This window comes from Pseudomonas sp. Xaverov 259, from assembly GCF_019352915.1.
Classification (GTDB): domain Bacteria; phylum Pseudomonadota; class Gammaproteobacteria; order Pseudomonadales; family Pseudomonadaceae; genus Aquipseudomonas.
Genome location: NZ_JAAAFV010000018.1, coordinates 183,761 through 202,967, shown reverse-complemented (window position 1 = coordinate 202,967; position 19,207 = coordinate 183,761). Strand labels below are relative to the sequence as shown.

Here is a 19,207-nt window from a genome sequence, read left to right as displayed (position 1 = left end):
TGCCCTACGCACAGCCGCCATCAAACACAGACAAAAGTCTGCTAGATGAAGCTCATGCACTCTACGACGCTCTTCGGGCTACTAAACCCGATCACTGAACATTCAGTGACCCGAGAACCTTAGAGACGCCCATCCAGACGCACAAGCCGGGCGATTCTGGCTTAGCTGTAGGCAACGATACAAGCCACAACCCCATTTGCCAGACCCTTCCTACAGCCTTCGTAGGAACAATCCAAATCCCATGCTGAAACACAACATAAATGTGGGAGCGGGCTTGCTCGCGAATGCGGTAGTTCAGTCAGCTCATGTGGCGACTGACACACCGCATTCGCGAGCAAGCCCGCTCCCACAGGGGACTTGCATCGCCTGTAAAATCAGGCATTTTCCAGCAAGTTATGCAGCTCCACAAACTGCAACGTCAGCTTGTGTCGTGGGTCCAGGTGGATCAGCGGCTTGCTCTCCTGGTGCGACTCGCGCATGCGCACCGAGCTGGCCAGGTACACCGGCAGTACCGGCAAACCTTCGGCAATCAACTCATCCAGCATCTGCTGCGGCAGGCTCGCACGGGCCTGGAACTGGTTGACCACAATGCCTTCCACTTCCAGGCCTTCGTTGTGGTCTTCCTTCAGTTCTTCGATTTCACGCAAAAGGCCATACAGCGCCTGGCGCGAGAAGCTGTCGCAATCAAACGGGATCAGCACGCGATCAGCGGCAATCAACGCCGAAACCGCATAAAAATTCAGTGCCGGCGGCGTATCCAGGTAAATTCGGTCGTAGTCTTCGCTCAACTCATCCAGCAGTTTTCGCAGCTTGTTGATCTTGTGCTTGGCCTCAAGCTTGGGCTGCAGGTCTGCAAGCTCGGCGGTCGCGGTGATCACATGCAGGTTGTCGAACGGCGTTTCGTAGATATCCACCTGGTTCTTCTTCGAAAACGGCCCGGAAGACAGGGTTTGCTTGAAGAAGTCGGCAATGCCCATCGGGATATCGTCGCCGGTCAGCCCCGTGAGGTACTGGGTTGAGTTGGCCTGTGCATCGAGGTCCACCAACAGGGTCCGATAGCCTTCACTGGCGCTCACCGCCGCCAGGTTGCAGGCGATGCTGGACTTGCCAACCCCGCCTTTTTGATTGAACACCACACGCCGCATGGAAAAAACCTCCGTGTATCAATGAATGTCCGAGTGTAGAGGGCAAAAGCGCCTGTTAGCTACCTCGTTCATCGCATCAGCCGCCGCACAAAAGGAAGAGTCCTACAATCCACACACGGCGCGGGTAAAGGACAATCTGTAAATCTTTCCGGGCAAATTGTATTCACTCGTGAACAATTCTTTACCAAAGTTTGCTAGAACCCCACGGCACCGGGATAATGCGCGCCATTCGGCCATGGTTCCCTGTCCCGGTATTCGGGGCCAACGGCTGCACATGGAAGCCCGCAGGGGCGGGATAACTTCTCAGTGATCACTTTCAATATCGACCAATGGCGCGCCTGGGCTCCGGGCCTGGAGACTGCGCACGACTGGCGCGCCTGGTGCCAGGCTCCGTTGGTACTGCCGGCCAGCGATGCGTCACCCGACGTGTCCTTCCTGCCCGCCATGCAGCGCCGCCGCCTGAGCCGGCTGGCGCGCATGGCGTTCAGCGTGGGCTGGCCATTGGCCGAGGGTCGGCAAGACCTGCCGCTGGTGTTTATTTCCCGGCACGGCGAAACCCCGCGCACCCTCGACATCCTCAGCGACCTGGCCAACGACGAGCCGCTGTCGCCCACCCAGTTCAGCCTGTCGGTGCATAACGCAGTGATTGGCCTGTGGTCGATCCTGCGCAATGAGACCTGCGAAATGACCGCCCTCGCCGCCGCCGGCGACGGCCTGGAACACGGCATGCTCGAAGCGGCCGCGCTGCTCAACGAAGGCGCGCCGGCGGTATTGCTGGTGATCACCGAAGAACAACCGCCTGCGGCCTACGCCGACTGGATCCATGATGTGCCCTTCCCCTACGCCCTCGGCTTGCTGCTGACCCCGGGCGACGAGTGGCGACTGGAACTAAACAGCGGCGCTGTCCAACTCACTCAAACCCAGTGGCCACACGCCCTGAACCTGCTGCGCACCCTGCTTACCGAGCAGGCCACCTGCCAACATGCCTGGAAGAACCGTGTATGGAACTGGCAACGCAAGCTCTGACCGACAAGCCACGGGACGCCTACTACTGGCGCCTGTTCGCCACCGCCGCGAGCTTCTTCTGCTTTGGCGTCGGCGGGCTGTGCCTGCGTTTGCTGGTGTTCCCGCTGCTCAGTTGCCTGCCAGGCAGCGCGGCCAAGCACCAGCGCCGCGCCCGCCACACCATCAGCAAACTGTTCTGGCTGTTTATTCGCCTGATGCAACGCGCCGGTGTGCTGACCTACAGCGTTGAAGGCGCCGAAAAACTCGGCCGCCCAGGCCAGATGATCGTCGCCAACCACCCGTCGCTGATCGACGTGGTGTTTTTGATCGGCCTGATGCGCCAGACCAACTGCGTGGTCAAGCAGAGCCTGTTCCAGAACCCGTTCACCCGTGGGCCGGTGCGCGACGCCGGTTACATCAGCAATGACGGCAGTGCCGACATGCTCGATGCGGCGGCCGATGCGCTGCGCGAAGGCCAGACGCTGATCATCTTTCCCGAGGGCACGCGCACCACGCCCGGCGCACCACCGGCCTTTCATCGCGGTGGCGCCGCCATTGCACTGCGCGGTGCGACAATCATCACCCCGGTGGTGATCAAGGTCAGCCCCACCACCCTGACCAAGGCCGAACCCTGGTATCGCATTCCCAAGCGCCGTTTTCACTTCAGTTTGCGCGTAGGTGCCGATATAGACCCACAGGCGTTTGCCACACTGGGGCCCGCGCCCCAGGCTTCACGCAAGCTCAACGATTACCTGCATCACTATTTCATTAAGGAGCTCGCCGAAGATGAGCGACCAATACAGCCTTGAGCACGACATAAAGGTGCTGATCATCGAGGCCCTGGGCCTGGAAGACATCAGCCCCGACGACATTGGCAGCGACCAGACCCTGTTCGGCGAAGGCCTGGGCCTGGATTCGGTGGACGCCCTGGAGTTGGGCCTGGCGATCCAGAAAAAGTACGGCATCAAGATCGATGCCGACGCCAAAGACACGCGCAATCACTTCACCAACGTGGCCAGCCTTGCGGCATTCGTCACGGCCAAAAAGGCAGCTTGAGACCGGACCATGCAAACTCGTGACGATATTTTCAACACCCTGCGCGATGCCTTGGTGGAGCTGTTTGAACTGCCGCCTGAGCGCGTCACCCTCGACGCCAACCTGTACCAGGACCTGGAAATCGACAGCATCGATGCCGTGGACCTGATCGACCATATCAAGCGCAAGACCGGCAAGAAGATCGCCGCCGAAGAGTTCAAGGCAGTGCGCACCGTCAACGACGTGGTTGAGGCGGTGTACCGTCTGGTCCAGCCTGCCGCATGAGCCGGCTGATCGGCCTTGGCCTGTTGCTGGCGGGGCTGCTGTACCCTTTTGCAGTGTATTACGGCACCGAGCACTTCGCGCCGTGGCAATTCGGTTTGCTGCTGGGCAGCCTGTGGCTGCTGCGTGCGCTGACCGGTGCGCGCCGCCCCGGCAGCCGCTGGATGGCCGTGGCGGTGATCGTGTTCTGCCTGCTGCTGGCCTGGTTCGACAACCCGCAGTTGCTGCGCTGGTACCCGAGCCTGGTCAGCGCGTTCATGCTGGCGCTGTTCGGCCTGAGCCTCAAATACGGGCCGCCGATGGTCGAGCGCCTGGCGCGCATGACCGACCCGCAGCTGCCGCCCAACGCAATTGTGTACACGCGCAAGGTCACCGTGGTGTGGAGCGTGTTTTTTCTGTGTAATGGCTTGCTCGCCGCCGCCCTCACGCTGTGGGCGCCGCTGAGCTGGTGGACGTTGTACAACGGCCTCATCGCCTACGGGCTGATGGGGCTGCTGTTTGCCGTGGAATGGCTGGTACGACAAAGGGTTCGAGGCCGCGTATGAATGGGTTGAAACTTGAGCACTTGCTGCTTGAGCCGCTGGAACAACGTTCGGTCACCACCGAACCTGCGATGAATCACGCCCAACTCTGTGAGCAGGCCCTGAGCCTCGCGGCGGGCCTGCAGGCGCGCGGTATCCAGCGCTTGGCGGTACACCTGGAAGATGCAGGCGTGCTGGCCATTGCCCTGCTGGGCGCCTGGCGTGCCGGGGTCAGCGTGCTGTTGCCTGCCGACCTGCAACCGCAGACCCGCCAACGCTGGGACGACAGCGTAGACGCCTGGCTGGTTGAGGCCGCCGATCTGGACGCGCTGTATCAAGCGCCGTTGAGCCCTGCCGCGCTCGATCTCGACGCCTGCCAATTGAGCCTGTGTACTTCCGGCTCCAGCGGCGAGCCCAAGCGCATCGACAAGACCCTGCGCCAACTGGCCAACGAAGTGGCAGCGCTGGAAGCGCTGTGGGGCGCCGACCTCAAAGACGCCTGCATCATCGGCAGCGTGGCCACCCAGCATATCTATGGTTTGCTGTTTCGCGTGTTGTGGCCGTTGTGCGCCGGTCGCACCTTTGTGCGCAAGCAGCTGGCCTTCCCTGAAGACATGCAGCGCGCCAGCCGCGAGCATGGGCAATTTGCCTGGGTCGCGAGCCCCGCGCTGCTCAAGCGCATGGGCGACAACCTCGATTGGCCCGCGCTGAGCCAAGTGTCGCGGGTGTTCTCATCCGGCGGCGCGCTGCCGATGGAAGCCGCCGGCAGCCTGTACGACCGCTTACAGCAATGGCCGACGGAAATCCTCGGCAGCTCGGAAACCGGTGGCATCGCCTGGCGCCAGGGCGCACAGCCGTGGCAGCCGTTTGCCGATGTGGAACTGAGCCAGGATGCCGACGGCGCCCTGCGCATTGCCTCGCCGTACCTGCCGGCCGGGCATATCGAACAAACCGCCGACGCGGCGCGCATTCATTCCGATGGCCGCTTCGAGCTGCTCGGGCGCCTGGATCGGATCGTCAAACTGGAAGAAAAACGCATCTCCCTGCCCATGCTCGAACAGGCACTGCTGACCCACGCCTGGGTCGCTGAAACCCGCCTGGGCGTGGTGCAGGAAAACCGCGCCTCACTCGGCGCGCTAGTGGTGCTGAGCGCCGATGGCCTGCATGCACTGCGCAACCAGGGGCGCCGCACCGTTACGCAAACCCTGCGCGAACATTTGAGCCAACATTGCGAAGCCCTGGCCCTGCCACGACGCTGGCGCCTGCTGCGCCAATTGCCGCTGAACAGCCAAGGCAAACTGCCCCAGGCTGACGTAGAAGCATTGCTGCTGGCACCACGACCAAAGGCGCCGCAAGTGCTGGAGCAAGTCGAAGCCAACGGCGAATGGACCCTGCAACTGAGCATCCCGCCGGACCTGGCCTACTTCAGCGGCCACTTCCCGGTCACGCCGGTGCTGCCGGGTGTTGTGCAGGTGGAATGGGCCTTCAACCTGGGCCAGCAACTGCTGGATTTACCCGAGACCTTTGCCGGAATGGAAGTGCTCAAGTTCCAGCAACTGGTGCGCCCAGGTGACCAGATCGAACTGCACCTGCGCTTTGATCAAGAGCGCGGCAAGCTGTACTTCGCCTACCGCAACGGCATCGCAGCCTGCTCCAGCGGCCGGATTCAATTGGTGGCTGCGCATGCTTAAGCTCTTGTGGCTAACAGGCTTAATGTGGCGAGCAGGCTTGCCCTGCGTTGGGCTGCGAAGCGGCCCCAAAACCTGTAATGGAGTACTGCCTGATTCACGGAGGTTACCTTACTGGGGCCGCTGCGCAGCCCAACGCAGGCGGTGCGACGATTCGACAAGCCTGCTCGCCACAGGTTGTTCAATCGCTGGCTGGGTACACCATGCATAACCCCTGCGCCCTCATCCCGGTCTACAACCACGAAACCGCCGTACCCGCCGTGGTGCACAGCCTGTTGAACAGCGGCTTGCCGTGCTTGCTGGTCGATGATGGCAGCAGCCCGGCGTGCGCGGCGATATTGGCGCAACTGGCAACGCTCGATCACGTCACTTTGCTGACCCTGCCAAACAACCAAGGCAAAGGCGGCGCCGTGATGGCCGGGTTCCGCGAAGCCGCGCGCCTGGGCTACACCCACGCCCTGCAAGTGGACGCCGACGGCCAGCACGACCTGCGCGAAGTCGACAGTTTCCTCGACGCCTCGCGCACGCACCCAAACGCGGTGATCTGCGGCTACCCCGAATACGACGACAGCGTGCCCAAAGGCCGCTTGTACGCACGCTACCTGACCCACGTGTGGGTGTGGATCAACACCCTGTCACTGCAGATTCGCGACTCGATGTGCGGCTTTCGCGTGTACCCGCTGGCGCCGACCCTGGCCTTGATGGATTCGGCGTACATCGGCACGCGCATGGATTTTGACTCCGACATCCTGGTGCGCCTGGCCTGGCGCAACCAGCCGATGCGCTGGCTGCCGACCCAAGTGCATTACCCCACTGACGGCGTGTCGCACTTCCGCCTGTTCCGCGACAACGTACGCATCAGCGCCATGCACACCCGGCTGTTCTTCGGCATGCTGGTACGCGCACCGATGATTGTGTGGCGACGGTGGCAGGCATGAGCGACAACACCAAACACTGGGCCGACCGCGAAGAGCGCGGCAGCTTCTGGCTGATGAAACTCACCGCCGTCGCCGCCAAAGTGCTGGGCCGTCGCCTGTTGAGCCCGGTGCTGTACGGCATTGTTTTGTACTTTTTCCTGTTCGGCCGCACAGCGCGCCAAAGCGCCTGGGAGTACCAGCAGCGCCTGGCCGACTGGAGCGGGCGCGATGCGTTGCGGCCCAGCCATAAAAGCGTGTTCGCGCAGTTCATGGCCTTCGCCGACTCCCTGCTCGACAAGCTCGACGTGTGGAACGGCAAGCTGCGTATCGAACAGATCGAAATCAACGATCCGGCGCAATTGCGCGGGCAACTGCGTGGCGAGCGCGGCCAGATGCTGGTGGGCGCGCACTTGGGCAACCTTGAGGTGTGCCGCGCACTCGCAGAGATTGGCGAGCAAGTCACCATGAACGTGCTGGTGCACACCAAACACGCTGAACAATTCAACCGCCTGCTGGGCGAAGCCGGGGCCACGCATTTGCGCCTGATTCAGGTCAGCGAGCTGGACCCGGCGACCATGTTGCTGCTCAGCCAGCGCCTGGACGAGGGCGAGTGGCTGGCGATTGCCGGTGACCGCGTGCCGCTGCACGGCGGGCGCAAAGTGCGGGTGGATTTTCTCGGGTATGCCGCCGCCTTCCCGCAAGGCCCTTGGCTGCTGGCCGGTTTGCTCAAATGCCCGGTCAACCTGCTGATGTGCCTTAAGCACAATGGCCGCTACCGCCTGACCATCGAGCCGTTCGCCGCCTTGATCGAATGGAAGCGCAGCACCCGCGAGCAGGTCATCGCCCAGTGGACCGCCCGCTACGCCGCACGCCTGGGCGAGTTTTGCCTGGAAGCGCCCCAACAATGGTTCAACTTTTACCCTTTCTGGAAGACCGATGACCCCGCATCTTGAGCCGGTAATTTTTGGCGAACGCCATCTGCCAATCGAAGACGTGCTGGCCCTGGCCAACCGCCAGGCGCCCACGCAATTGCAGGCTGACGCCGCTTATCGCCAGCGCATCGCCATGGGCGCGCAGTTCCTCGACTCGCTGCTGGACAAGGAAGGCGTGATCTACGGCGTGACCACCGGCTACGGCGACTCCTGCGTGGTGGCGGTGCCGTTGCAGCACGTCGAGGCGTTGCCGCGTCACCTCTACACCTTCCACGGTTGCGGCCTGGGCAAGTTGCTCGACGCCCAAGCCACCCGTGCCGTGCTCGCCGCACGCTTGCAGTCGCTGTGCCACGGCGTGTCCGGTGTGCGTGTGGAGCTGCTGGAGCGCCTGCATGCCTTCCTCGAACACGATGTGCTGCCGCTGATCCCGGAAGAAGGTTCGGTGGGCGCCAGCGGCGATCTGACGCCGCTGTCCTACGTGGCCGCGACCCTGTCCGGTGAGCGCGAAGTGCTGTTCCGTGGCGAACGCCGCCAGGCTGCCGACGTGCATCGTGAACTCGGCTGGGAACCGCTGGTGTTGCGCCCCAAAGAAGCCCTGGCCTTGATGAACGGCACCGCCGTGATGACCGGCCTCGCCTGCCTGGCCTTCGCTCGCGCCGACTACCTGCTGCAACTGGCCACGCGCATTACCGCGTTGAACGTGGTGGCGCTGCAAGGCAACCCGGAACACTTCGACGAGCGCCTGTTCGCCGCCAAGCCGCACCCGGGGCAGATGCAAGTGGCCGCCTGGCTGCGCAAGGACCTGGCGATTGATGCGCCGACTGCGCCACTGCACCGCTTGCAGGATCGCTACTCGCTGCGCTGCGCACCGCATGTGCTGGGCGTGCTGGCCGACAGCCTGAACTGGCTGCGTTCGTTTATCGAAATCGAACTGAACAGCGCCAACGACAACCCGATTATCGACGCCGAAGCAGAACGCGTGCTGCACGGCGGGCACTTCTACGGCGGGCATATCGCCTTTGCCATGGACAGCCTCAAGACCCTGGTGGCCAACGTCGCCGACCTGCTCGACCGCCAGCTCGCGCTGCTGGTGGATGTGCGCTACAACCATGGCCTGCCGAGCAACCTGTCCGGCGCGCCAGCCGACCGCGCGATGATCAACCACGGCTTCAAGGCCGTGCAGATCGGCACCAGCGCCTGGACCGCCGAAGCGCTGAAAAACACCATGCCGGCCAGCGTGTTCTCGCGCTCCACCGAGTGCCACAACCAGGACAAGGTGAGCATGGGCACCATCGCCGCCCGCGACGCGATCCGCGTACTGGAGCTGACCGAACAGGTCGCCGCCGCCACCTTGCTCGCCGCCAACCAAGGCGTGTGGCTGCGCGCCCAGGCTGAAGACGCGCGCCCCCTGCCACCGGCCTTGGCGGCCATGCATATCGAGCTGACCAAAGACTTCCCGCCGGTGATCGAAGACCGCGCCCTGGAAGGCGAACTGCGCCTGTGCCTCAAACGTATCGCCGAACAACACTGGAGGCTGCATGCGTAGCCAAGGCGTTTTGCACTGCGACACGCAAATCCTCGTGCCGTTTTTTGATATCGACACCATGAACGTGGTGTGGCACGGGCACTACGTGAAGTACCTGGAAGTGGCGCGCTGTGCGTTGCTGGACAAGCTCGGCCACAACTACACGGCGATGCTCGAATCCGGCTACGCCTGGCCGGTGATCGACATGCAGCTGCGCTATGTGCGCGAGGCTGTGTTCGGCCAGACCATCAACGTGCGCGCCAGTTTGGTGGAATGGGAGAACCGTTTGAAGGTGAATTACCTGATCACCGACCTGGCCAGCGGCGAACGTTTGACCCGCGCCAGCACCGTGCAAGTGGCGGTAGAGATCGCCAGCCGCGAGATGCAACTGGCCTCGCCCGCAGTCTTCACCAACGCCGTAGAAAGGGCCCTGAAATGAGATCTAATGTGGGAGCGGGCTTGCTCGCGAAGGTCGTTAACGATAACGCGGGTCCACTGACATTACGCGGCGCCCTCAGGTCCTTCGCGAGCAAGTCGAATCGTCGCACCGCCGCTCCCACATTGATCGCATTCGTTCTGTCGTTTTGTATTCCAGGTCTGGCCCACGCTTTCGACTTGCAACAGCTAAGCAACCAGCTAGCCAAACCCTCTGTAATCCACGGCAGCTTCACCCAGGAAAAACACCTGCGCGCCCTGCCCCAGCCCTTGGTCAGCAAAGGCACCTTCGTACTCGCCAAAGACCACGGCCTGCTGTGGCTGCTGAAAACCCCGCTGCAACAGGACTACCGCATCAGCGCCCAAGGCATCGCCCGGCGTGACGCCAATGGCTGGCAATTGCTGCCGAACAAGAGCGCCGGTGCCGAGCAGAATCGCCTGTTCCTGGCCGTGCTTCAGGGCGACAGCAGTGGCTTGCAGCGTGATTTCGAATTGCAGCTGCAAGGCGAAGCCCAACAGTGGAAGCTGACGCTGGTCCCACGTTCGCTGCTGCTCAAGCAGGTGTTCACCCAGATCAATATCGACGGCGGCGAGCTGGTGCAAAAAATCGAACTGCTCGAAACCCAGGGCGACAGCACCGTGCTGCGCATGCAGGACAGCACTGCCGGCCGACCGTTGAGCGAATCGGAGCAACACGACTTTGCCCAGTGAGCGCTGGCTGCCACGCCTGTTCCTGATCCTGCTGGCGGCGGTATTGGCCCTGGCCGGCTGGCAATGGCGCCATGGCGCGCCGTTGTCGGCCAACCTGATGGAACTGGTGCCGGGCAGCACGCCGGATGCGCTGGAACTCAAGGCCGAACAGCGCATGCAGGAGCCACTGAACCGCGAGATGCTGGTGCTGGTAGGGCATGCCGACCGGCAAAAAGCCGTAGCAGTGGCGCAGCAAATGGGCGAACGCTGGCAAGCCAGCGGGCTGTTTGAAAAAGTGCAGTGGAACCTGCAAGCGGACTTGCCCGCCCTGCGTGAGCAACTGCTGCGCGGTCGGCTGGCGATGCTCTCGGCCAAGGACCGCGAGCAACTGATCGAACAGCCCGACGCGTTCATTCAGCAGCGCGTGCAAGCCTTGTTCGACCCGTTCACCGGGTTCAGCCTGGTGCCGAGCCAGGACGACTGGCTGGGCCTCACCGGGCGCATCCAGAACAGCCAGCCGCAGCACGGTTCGGTGCAGCTGGATATCGGCAGCGGCGCATTGATTGCCGATGCCGACGGCAAAAGCTGGGTGCTGCTGCGTGCGCGCACCACCGGCAATGCCTTTGACATGAAACTGCCGCTGCAAGTGGCGGATCTGCTCCAGGCCAGTCGCGAACAGGCCCGCGAGCAAGGCGCACAATTGCTCGCCGCCAGCGGCCTGCTTTACGCTGCCAACGGGCAGCAACAGGCCACGCGGGAAATCACCTGGGTCGGCGGCGGCGCCACGCTGGGCATCCTGTTGTTGCTGTTGCTGGCGTTCCGGCGCTGGCGCGTGTTGCTGGCGTTTGTGCCGGTGCTGGTGGGCATGCTGTTTGGCGCGGTGGCCTGTGTGGCGCTGTTCGGCCATATGCATGTGATGACCCTGGTGCTGGGCTCCAGCCTGATCGGCGTGGCGGTGGATTACCCGCTGCATTACCTGTCCAAAAGCTGGAGCCTGCAACCCTGGCGCAGCTGGCCGGCCTTGCGCCTGACCCTGCCGGGGCTGAGCCTGAGCCTGGCGACCAGTTGCATTGGCTACTTGGCGCTGGCCTGGACGCCGTTCCCGGCGCTCACACAAATCGCGGTGTTCTCCGCTGCCGGTTTAGTCGGTGCTTACCTGTCGGCGGTGTGCCTGCTGCCCGCGCTGCTCAAGGGCGTGGAACTGCGCCCGGCACAGTGGCCGCTGCGGGTTGCCGAATGCCTGTGGCTATTGCGCGCCGCGTTGCTCAAGCGCGTGCCAAGCCCAGTGCTGCTGGCGCTGTTGCTGCTGTTTTGCGCAGGCGGCCTGTGGCACTTGAACAGTAAAAACGATATCCGCCAATGGATCGGCGCACCGCCACAATTGCTGCAAGAAGCCCAGGCCGTGGCGCGTATCACCGGTTTCCAGCCCACCAGCCAGTTTTTCCTGGTGCGCGCCGACAACCAGCAGCAGTTGCTGGAACGCCAGGCCGCCTTGGGCGAGCGCCTGGATCAGTTGGTGAACATGGGCAAGCTGCAAGGCTACCTGGCGCTCAACCAACTGGTGAGCCTGCCGGCTGAGCAGCAACAACTGCGTGCTGCGCTGAACAACCTCGCGCCGCACTGGCAGCCGTTGCTGGACCTGGGCGTGCCGGCCAGCGCGCTGCAAGCCGAAGTCACGCAACTGCAAGCGCTGCCCACCGAAGACATCGATGCCGCGCTGGTTGGGCCATTGGCTGAGCCTTGGCGCACCTTGTGGCTGGGGCCAGTGGACGGCGGTGTGGCGGCGTTGGTCAGCCTGCAAGGCTTGAACAACCCGGCGCTGTTGCGTGTGCAGGCGCTGGATTTACCCGGCGTGCAACTGGTCGACCGGCTGGGTGATTTGAACCGGGTGTTTGCCGACACGCAGATCAGCGCGGCTGAATTGAAGCTGATGTCGTGTGTGCTGATCGTGCTGTTACTGATCATGCCGTTCGGTGTTGGCGGTGCGTTGCGCATCGTCGCCCTGCCACTCCTCGCGGCGCTGTGCAGCCTCGCCAGCCTCGGTTGGCTGGGCCAGCCGCTGACCTTGTTCAGCCTGTTCGGCCTGCTGTTGGTCACCGCCATCAGCGTCGACTATGCGATCTTGATGCGCGAGCAGATCGGCGGCGCGGCCGTGAGTCTTTTAGGTACGCTGCTGGCGGCGCTGACGACCTGGTTGTCGTTTGGCCTGCTGGCGGTGTCGAGTACACCCGCCGTGAGTAATTTCGGCCTGTCGGTCAGCCTCGGCCTGGCGTTCAGCTTTATGCTGGCGCCTTGGGCCGGGCATCAGAAGCACGCCTTATGAATGTGTTAATCGCCAAAGTGGCAAGGAGCCCTCGTGCCCACAGTTGAAATGGAACGTCGCCAGGTGGTGGTGATCGGTGCCGGGCCATCCGGCGCTATCGCCGCCGCGCTGTTAAAGCGCAACGGGCATGATGTATTGATCATCGAGCGCGAGCATTTCCCACGCTTCTCGATTGGCGAAAGCCTGCTGTCGCACTGCATCGACTTTATCGAAGAAGCCGGCATGCTCGACGCCGTGCAGGCGGCAGGTTTCCAGGTAAAAACCGGTGCGGCGTTCGCCTGGGGCGAGCGCTACAGTGCGTTTGATTTCAGTGACACCTTCAGCAACGGCAAGCCGACCACCTTCCAGGTGCAGCGCGGCGAGTTCGACAAGTTGCTGGCCGATCAGGCAGCACTGCAAGGCGTAGAGATTCGCTACGGCGAAAGCATCGTCGGCGTGGATTTCGTCGGCGAAAGCCGCTACCTGCATGTGCGCCGCGAGAATGGCAGCGCGTATCACCTCAAGGCCAAATTCGTGCTCGATGCCAGCGGCTACGGCCGCGTGTTGCCGCGCCTGCTGGAACTGGAAGCGCCGTCGAATTTCCCGGTGCGCCAGGCGGTGTTTACCCACGTTGAAGATCACATCACACACCCAGGTTTTGATCGCAGCAAAATCCTCGTCACCACTCATCCGACCCAGCGCGATATCTGGTTCTGGACCATCCCGTTCAGCAATGGCCGCTGCTCGGTAGGCGTGGTGGCGGCGAAAGAACATTTCGCCGGCCGCGACAGTGATCTCGATGCTTGCCTGCGCGGTTTCATCGCTGAGACGCCAAGCCTGGCGGGCGTGCTGCAACACGCCGTGTGGGATACACCCGCACGCACCCTCGCCGGCTATTCGGCCAACGTTAAAACCCTGCACGGCCCAGGCTTTGCGCTGCTGGGCAATGCGGCGGAATTCCTCGACCCGGTATTCTCCTCCGGTGTGACCATCGCCATGCGCTCGGCGAGCATGGCGGCGGGTTTGCTCAGTCGCCAACTCAAGGGCGAAACCGTCGACTGGCAAACCGAGTTTGCCGAGCCGCTGAAACGCGGGGTCGACACCTTCCGTTGCTATGTCGAAGGCTGGTATGCAGGCACCTTCCAGGATGTGATTTTTCACCCAGGCAGCTCACCCGAGATTCGCCGGATGATCAGCTCGATCCTCGCCGGTTACGCCTGGGATGAGCGCAACCCGTTTGTCAGCGAGCCCAAGCGGCGCCTGCGGATGCTCTCGGAAATTTGCGCGGATGAGCCAGTATGAGTAGCCAATACCTGAGTAAAAACTACGTCGAAGAAACCCGGTTCGGCTTCTGGTTCCTGCGCAGCCACACCTGGCAGCACCACGTCTTGCGCGTGGCGATCAACGACCTACGCGGCTTGTTCACCGACCCGCTGCCGGTGGCGCCGGTGTTGCTGGATGCCGGTTGCGGCCAGGGCAAGTCGTTCCAGTATTTGCAGCAGGTGTTCGCACCACAGCGCTTGATCGGCCTGGATGCCGACCCGCACAGCCTCGAGCTGAGCCAGGCGGAAGCCAAGCGCCAAGGCTTGGCCATCGAGCTGATCGGCAGCGACTGCGCCACGCTCGATGTGCCGGACGCAAGCGTCGATATTGTGTTCTGCCACCAGACCTTCCACCATCTGGTTGAACAGCATCGCGCCTTAAAAGAGTTCTATCGCGTGCTCAAGCCGGGCGGCTATCTGCTGTTTGCCGAATCCACCGAAGCCTATATCGACACCTGGGTGATTCGCTGGTTGTTCCGCCACCCGATGCATGTGCAAAAAAGCGCCGAAGAGTACCTGCAGATGCTGCGCGAGCAGGGTTTTGAGTTCGGCCCGCAGAACGTTTCGTACCCGTATTTGTGGTGGAGTCGCTCCAGCGATTTCGGCCTGCTGGAACGCTGGGGCCTGCGCAACCCGCCGCCGGTTGGCCAACGCGAAGAAACCCTGGTCAACTGCGTGGCGCGTAAACCTTTAGCGAGCGCCGAAACATGATTCGTATGCTGTTGATAGGTTGCCTGTTGCTGCTGAGCGCCTGTGTCAGCCAGCCGCCGCTGCCCGAAAAAACCCCGGCCCTGGCCTTGCCCATGCAACTGCATGTGCAGCGCCGCGCCGACGGCCAAACCCAGGATTGGCTGCTGGTGATCCAACGCGAAGGCGCGGCCATTCGCTGGTCGATGATGGACCCATTGGGCATTCCTCAGGCCCGGCAAAAGCTGGTCAATGGCCAGTGGCAGGCCGACGGCTTGCTGCCGCCCAATCCGCAGGCACGTGAGTTGTTTGCGGCGCTGTTGTTTGCGCTGACCTCGGCCGATGACGTGCCCACGCTGTACCCGCGTGCCCAGGCGATGGACCTGACGCGCACGCTGCCGGGGCATTGGCAGATCGTCTATCAGTCCTCCGAGGTGTTCAGCGTGAACATGGCGGGCCAGCCGTTGAGCTACCGCATCACGCCACTTGGGGCGGCGCGATGACGGCTTACCTGAATGCCCTGGGCGTGATCTGCGCCCTGGGCCGAGGCCAGGCTGAAGTCAGCCGCAACCTGTTTGCCGGCGATTGTTCCGGCATGCGCGCCGAAAGCGGTTGGGTGCCGGAACGCGTGCTGCCGGTGGGCGGTGTGCGCAGCGAGCTGGTGGCAATCCCGGCTGAGCTACGCCCGCAGAGCAGCCGCAATAACCAGTTGCTGCTGGAAGCGGCCGTGCAGATTGAAAGCGAGCTGCGCCAGGCAATCCACACCTACGGCGCCTCGCGGGTTGGCATTGTGCTGGGCACCAGCACATCGGGCATCGACGAGGCCAGCCGTGGCATCGCGCATTACCTGCGTGGGCAGCAGTTCCCCGGCGACTATGACTACCAGCAACAGGAACTCAGCGCTCCGGCGAATTTTCTCGCCGACTGGTTGCACGTCAGCGGCCCGGCCTATGTGATTTCTACTGCTTGCACCTCCAGCGCCCGTGCGCTGATGAGCGCCCAGCGCTTGCTCGACCTCGGCGTGTGCGACGCGGTGATCTGCGGCGGTGTCGACAGCCTGTGCAAGCTGACGCTGAACGGCTTTACCGCGCTGGAAGCGGTTTCCAGCGAGCGTTGCAATCCGTTTTCGGTGAACCGCAACGGCATCAATATCGGCGAAGCGGCGGTGCTGTTCCTGATGACCAAAACGCCTGCGCCGATTGCCTTGCTCGGCAGCGGCGCCAGTTGCGATGCGCACCATATCTCCGCGCCAGAGCCCAGCGGCAAAGGTGCGTTGCAGTCGATGCGCAAGGCCTTGGCCAGTGCCAAACTTGAACCGGAACACATCGGCTACCTGAACCTGCACGGCACCGCCACGCAGCATAACGACGCCATGGAAAGCCTGGCCGTCGCCAGCCTGTTTCCTCAAGGCGTAGCCTGTTCGTCGACCAAGCCCATGAGCGGCCACACCCTCGGTGCCGCAGGCGCGCTGGAAGCGGCGTTCTGTTGGTTGAGCCTGATGCATGACCGTGTGCCGCCGCATGTGTGGGACGGCCAAGCCGATCCGGCGCTGCCCGCGTTGCAGTGGGCACAGACCGGCGACACCTTGAAAAAACGCTGCCTGATGAGCAACTCGTTTGCCTTCGGCGGCAATAACGTCAGCCTGATAATCGCGGAGGCCCCATGATCGATTGGCCACTCGCCGAACTGCTGCCCCATGCGGGCGACATGATCCTGATCGACCAGGTGCTGTCGTTCGATGAAGAGCAGGTCCACACCCGCGCCACCGTCAAGCCCGGCGGCCTGTTCAACCGGCCAGACGGCAGCCTGCCGGCCTGGGTCGGCATTGAGCTGATGGCGCAGAGCGTCGCCGCCTATGCCGGTTGCCGCGCGCGCCAGAATGGCGAGGCAGTGGAACTGGGTTTCCTGCTCGGCACGCGCAAATTTGAATGCAACGTGGAGCACTTCCCGGCCGGTGCCGAGCTACGCATCCACGGCCTGCGCTCGCTGGAAGACGACAACGGCATGGGTGTGTTCGAATGCCACCTCACCGGCGACGGTATCCAGGCCAGCGCACGCTTGAACGTATTTCGACCGCCCCAGGCGGCCAATTATTTAGAAGAACCGAAGGACGCAACGCCATGACTGAATCCGTACTGGTCACCGGCTCCAGCCGTGGCATCGGCCGCGCCATTGCCCTGCGCCTGGCCCAGGCCGGGCATGACATCGTGCTGCATTGCCGCAGTGGCCGCGCTGAAGCGGACGCGGTAAAAGTCGAGATCGAGGCATTGGGTCGCAAGGCACGGGTGCTGCAATTTGATGTGGCGGATCGCGCCAGCTGCAAGCAAATCCTTGAGGCCGACGTGGAGCAATATGGCGCCTATTACGGCGTGGTGCTCAACGCCGGCCTGACCCGCGACGGTGCGTTCCCGGCTCTCTCGGAAGACGATTGGGATGTGGTGATGCGCACCAATCTGGACGGTTTTTACAACGTGCTGCACCCGGTGATGATGCCGATGATTCGTCGTCGCGCGGCTGGCCGTATCGTCTGTATCACTTCGGTTTCCGGATTGATCGGCAACCGTGGCCAGGTCAACTACAGTGCCTCCAAAGCCGGGTTGATCGGCGCAGCCAAGGCGCTGGCGATTGAGCTGGGCAAGCGCAAGATCACTGTCAACTGCGTCGCCCCAGGCTTGATCGACACGGCAATGCTGGATGAAAACGTGCCGGTGGAAGAACTGATGAAGATGATCCCGGCGCAGCGCATGGGCACCCCGGAAGAAGTCGCCGGTGCGGTGAACTTCCTGATGTCGGCCGAAGCCGGCTATATCACGCGCCAAGTGCTGGCCGTGAATGGGGGCTTGTGCTGATGAAACGCGTCGTCGTCACCGGCATGGCCGGCATGACCTCCCTGGGCAGCGATTGGGACAGCATCGCCGCCAACTTTCGCGCCAACCGCAGCGGTATTCGGCGCATGGATGAGTGGGACCGTTTTACCGAATTGAACACGCGCCTGGCCGGGCCTATCGATGATTTTGTCGTGCCTGCGCACTGGACGCGCAAGCAGCTGCGCAGCATGGGCCGCGTCTCACGCTTGGCGGTGTGGGCGGCGGAGCAAGCGTTGCAGGATGCCGGCTTGCTCGGTGACGAATCGATCAAGGACGGGCGCATGGGCGTGGCCTGTGGCTCATCCACCGGCAGCACCGATGAGATCAAGGCGTTCGGCAATATGCTGCTGAACTCGGTGGCCGAGGGGCTGAATGCCAACTCCTATGTGCGCATGATGCCGCACACCACGGCGGCAAATATCAGCATCTTCTTTGGCCTCACCGGGCGGCTGATCCCGACCTCCAGCGCCTGCACCAGCGGCAGCCAGGGCATTGGTTACGCCTACGAGGCGATCAAGTTCGGCCGCTTGCCGTTGATGCTTGCCGGCGGCGCTGAAGAGCTGTGCCCCACCGAAGCCATGGTGTTCGACGCGCTGTACGCCACCAGCCTCAAAAACGACGCGCCGCAAACCAGCCCACGCCCTTACGACAGCGGCCGCGACGGCTTGGTGATCGGCGAAGGCGGCGGCATGCTGGTGCTCGAAGAACTGGAACACGCCCTGGCACGCGGTGCGCATATCCACGCCGAACTGGTGGGTTTTGGCAGCAACGCCGACGGCCAGCACACCACACGCCCGGAGCAGAAAACCATGCGCCGCGCCATGGAGCTGGCGCTGGAAGATGCCGGGCTTGAGCCATCCGCCATCGGCTACGTCAACGGCCATGGCACCGCCACCGACCAGGGCGACATTGCCGAGACGCTGGCCACCAGCAGCCTGTTCGGCAGCCGCATGCCGATCAGTTCGCAGAAGAGCTTTCTGGGCCACACCTTGGGCGCGTGCGGTGCGCTGGAGTCGTGGTTCAGCATCGAAATGATGAACCGCGACCAGTACGTGCACACCTTCAACCTGGATACCGTCGACCCGCAATGCGGCGAGCTGGATTACCTGCAAGGTGGGTTTCGCGAGATGCACAACGACTACGTGATGAACAACAACTTTGCCTTTGGCGGCGTCAACACTTCGCTGATCTTTCGCCGCTGGTGCTGATTTTTTAATTGATTGGAGAAAACGGAATGTCTTCCTTGCTACGCGCCACCCTGATCACTCTGGCCCTGCTGACCACCGCCGGTTGCACCAACAAACCTGTGCTCAACACCCAGCACGACTTGCCGGTCACGGCCCAGCTCAGCGAAGCGAAAATCAAACAGGTGATCGTCGCGGCCCTGCAAAAACGCGAGTGGACCGTGCAACGCCTGAGCCCGCAATTGGTGCAGGCCGAAATCACCGTGCGCAACCAATTCCACGCCGAAATCGATATCCGCTACACCCGCACCAGCTACGCCATCACCTACCGCGACAGCCGCGACCTGGGCTACAAGGACGGCAAGATCCATCGCAACTACAACCGCTGGGTGAGCATGCTGGATCGCGACATCATGGCGGGCTTGCAGAGTGCGGGTATGAATGGCGTGGAGGCGTTGAAACAGAACTAAGGCTTTGCGTTCTGCAGAAACGACAAAGGGCGCCTTTCGGCGCCCTCTTCACAAACAGGTCGGCTTGTCATCGCCACTTCCTGCCCGGCTCTGCGATGGCTGGTTACCCAGGATCCTCAGAGTCTCACAAGCCCCTTTCGGGAACCCGGCCAGTATGCCTGAAAACAGGTCGCCTGCAATCGGTGGCAAAGCGCCGCCGT

21 protein-coding genes are annotated in these 19,207 nt (G+C 62.8%); 20 read left to right on the top strand and 1 reads right to left on the bottom strand.

The window, feature by feature from the left end:
• Nucleotides 1–374: 374 nt before the first annotated feature.
• Nucleotides 375–1,145 (bottom strand): ParA family protein, encoded by a 771-nt coding sequence (locus K0H48_RS04020; protein ID WP_017138539.1) that lies wholly within the window; start codon nucleotides 1,143–1,145, stop codon nucleotides 375–377.
• A 306-nt stretch (nucleotides 1,146–1,451) separates the two neighbouring features.
• Between K0H48_RS04020 and K0H48_RS04015 the strand changes: the two genes are divergently transcribed.
• The 20 genes from K0H48_RS04015 to K0H48_RS03920 all read left to right on the top strand — a co-directional run bounded on the left by K0H48_RS04015 (nucleotide 1,452) and on the right by K0H48_RS03920 (nucleotide 19,007).
• A complete protein-coding gene (locus K0H48_RS04015) occupies nucleotides 1,452–2,171 on the top strand; it encodes a beta-ketoacyl synthase chain length factor (protein WP_219266479.1) in 720 nt (239 codons plus the stop codon).
• Nucleotides 2,147–2,959: a 1-acyl-sn-glycerol-3-phosphate acyltransferase gene (locus K0H48_RS04010; protein WP_219266478.1), complete on the top strand. Its 813-nt coding sequence runs from the start codon at nucleotides 2,147–2,149 to the stop codon at nucleotides 2,957–2,959. The genes K0H48_RS04015 and K0H48_RS04010 overlap by 25 nt, the downstream gene beginning before the upstream one ends.
• The gene (locus K0H48_RS04005) at nucleotides 2,937–3,206 is read left to right on the top strand and encodes a phosphopantetheine-binding protein (RefSeq protein ID WP_219266477.1); all 270 of its coding nucleotides are present in this window, start codon (nucleotides 2,937–2,939) and stop codon (nucleotides 3,204–3,206) included. Before K0H48_RS04010 ends, K0H48_RS04005 begins: the two co-directional genes overlap by 23 nt.
• Nucleotides 3,207–3,215: 9 nt before the next feature.
• Nucleotides 3,216–3,470 carry an acyl carrier protein gene (locus K0H48_RS04000; RefSeq protein WP_138817182.1) on the top strand — a complete coding sequence of 85 codons (255 nt, stop codon included), beginning with the start codon at nucleotides 3,216–3,218 and terminating at the stop codon, nucleotides 3,468–3,470.
• Nucleotides 3,467–4,012: a hypothetical protein gene (locus tag K0H48_RS03995; RefSeq protein WP_219266476.1), complete on the top strand. Its 546-nt coding sequence runs from the start codon at nucleotides 3,467–3,469 to the stop codon at nucleotides 4,010–4,012. Before K0H48_RS04000 ends, K0H48_RS03995 begins: the two co-directional genes overlap by 4 nt.
• Nucleotides 4,009–5,679 carry an acyl-CoA synthetase family protein gene (locus K0H48_RS03990; RefSeq protein WP_219266475.1) on the top strand — a complete coding sequence of 557 codons (1,671 nt, stop codon included), beginning with the start codon at nucleotides 4,009–4,011 and terminating at the stop codon, nucleotides 5,677–5,679. Before K0H48_RS03995 ends, K0H48_RS03990 begins: the two co-directional genes overlap by 4 nt.
• Nucleotides 5,680–5,879: 200 nt before the next feature.
• Nucleotides 5,880–6,614: a glycosyltransferase family 2 protein gene (locus tag K0H48_RS03985; protein WP_219266474.1), complete on the top strand. Its 735-nt coding sequence runs from the start codon at nucleotides 5,880–5,882 to the stop codon at nucleotides 6,612–6,614.
• Nucleotides 6,611–7,546, top strand: coding sequence for a glycosyl transferase (locus K0H48_RS03980; RefSeq protein ID WP_219266473.1), 936 nt, complete (start codon nucleotides 6,611–6,613; stop codon nucleotides 7,544–7,546). Before K0H48_RS03985 ends, K0H48_RS03980 begins: the two co-directional genes overlap by 4 nt.
• Complete coding sequence (gene hutH / locus K0H48_RS03975) at nucleotides 7,530–9,071, top strand: histidine ammonia-lyase (RefSeq protein ID WP_219266472.1); 1,542 nt, start codon at nucleotides 7,530–7,532, stop codon at nucleotides 9,069–9,071. Before K0H48_RS03980 ends, hutH begins: the two co-directional genes overlap by 17 nt.
• Complete coding sequence (locus K0H48_RS03970; protein WP_219266471.1) at nucleotides 9,064–9,489, top strand: thioesterase family protein; 426 nt, start codon at nucleotides 9,064–9,066, stop codon at nucleotides 9,487–9,489. Before hutH ends, K0H48_RS03970 begins: the two co-directional genes overlap by 8 nt.
• Entirely contained in the window at nucleotides 9,486–10,196 is a 711-nt protein-coding gene (locus tag K0H48_RS03965; RefSeq protein WP_219266470.1) for an outer membrane lipoprotein carrier protein LolA, read from the top strand. Before K0H48_RS03970 ends, K0H48_RS03965 begins: the two co-directional genes overlap by 4 nt.
• The gene (locus K0H48_RS03960; RefSeq protein ID WP_219266469.1) at nucleotides 10,186–12,498 is read left to right on the top strand and encodes an MMPL family transporter; all 2,313 of its coding nucleotides are present in this window, start codon (nucleotides 10,186–10,188) and stop codon (nucleotides 12,496–12,498) included. The genes K0H48_RS03965 and K0H48_RS03960 overlap by 11 nt, the downstream gene beginning before the upstream one ends.
• Nucleotides 12,499–12,531: 33 nt before the next feature.
• Nucleotides 12,532–13,779, top strand: a complete 1,248-nt coding sequence (locus K0H48_RS03955; protein WP_368862089.1) for an NAD(P)/FAD-dependent oxidoreductase — start codon at nucleotides 12,532–12,534, stop codon at nucleotides 13,777–13,779.
• Nucleotides 13,776–14,510, top strand: a complete 735-nt coding sequence (locus K0H48_RS03950) for a class I SAM-dependent methyltransferase (protein ID WP_219266468.1) — start codon at nucleotides 13,776–13,778, stop codon at nucleotides 14,508–14,510. The genes K0H48_RS03955 and K0H48_RS03950 overlap by 4 nt, the downstream gene beginning before the upstream one ends.
• Nucleotides 14,507–14,989: a hypothetical protein gene (locus K0H48_RS03945; RefSeq protein WP_219266467.1), complete on the top strand. Its 483-nt coding sequence runs from the start codon at nucleotides 14,507–14,509 to the stop codon at nucleotides 14,987–14,989. Before K0H48_RS03950 ends, K0H48_RS03945 begins: the two co-directional genes overlap by 4 nt.
• Entirely contained in the window at nucleotides 14,986–16,152 is a 1,167-nt protein-coding gene (locus K0H48_RS03940) for a beta-ketoacyl-[acyl-carrier-protein] synthase family protein (RefSeq protein ID WP_219266466.1), read from the top strand. The genes K0H48_RS03945 and K0H48_RS03940 overlap by 4 nt, the downstream gene beginning before the upstream one ends.
• Nucleotides 16,149–16,610, top strand: coding sequence for a hotdog family protein (locus K0H48_RS03935; protein WP_056860605.1), 462 nt, complete (start codon nucleotides 16,149–16,151; stop codon nucleotides 16,608–16,610). The genes K0H48_RS03940 and K0H48_RS03935 overlap by 4 nt, the downstream gene beginning before the upstream one ends.
• On the top strand, nucleotides 16,607–17,335 hold the full coding sequence (fabG, locus tag K0H48_RS03930; RefSeq protein ID WP_219266465.1) for a 3-oxoacyl-ACP reductase FabG: 729 nt from the start codon (nucleotides 16,607–16,609) through the stop codon (nucleotides 17,333–17,335). Before K0H48_RS03935 ends, fabG begins: the two co-directional genes overlap by 4 nt.
• Nucleotides 17,335–18,561 (top strand): beta-ketoacyl-ACP synthase, encoded by a 1,227-nt coding sequence (locus K0H48_RS03925; protein ID WP_219266464.1) that lies wholly within the window; start codon nucleotides 17,335–17,337, stop codon nucleotides 18,559–18,561. Before fabG ends, K0H48_RS03925 begins: the two co-directional genes overlap by 1 nt.
• 26 nt (nucleotides 18,562–18,587) lie before the next feature.
• The gene (locus K0H48_RS03920) at nucleotides 18,588–19,007 is read left to right on the top strand and encodes a hypothetical protein (RefSeq protein ID WP_219266463.1); all 420 of its coding nucleotides are present in this window, start codon (nucleotides 18,588–18,590) and stop codon (nucleotides 19,005–19,007) included.
• The last annotated feature ends 200 nt before the right edge of the window (nucleotides 19,008–19,207 follow it).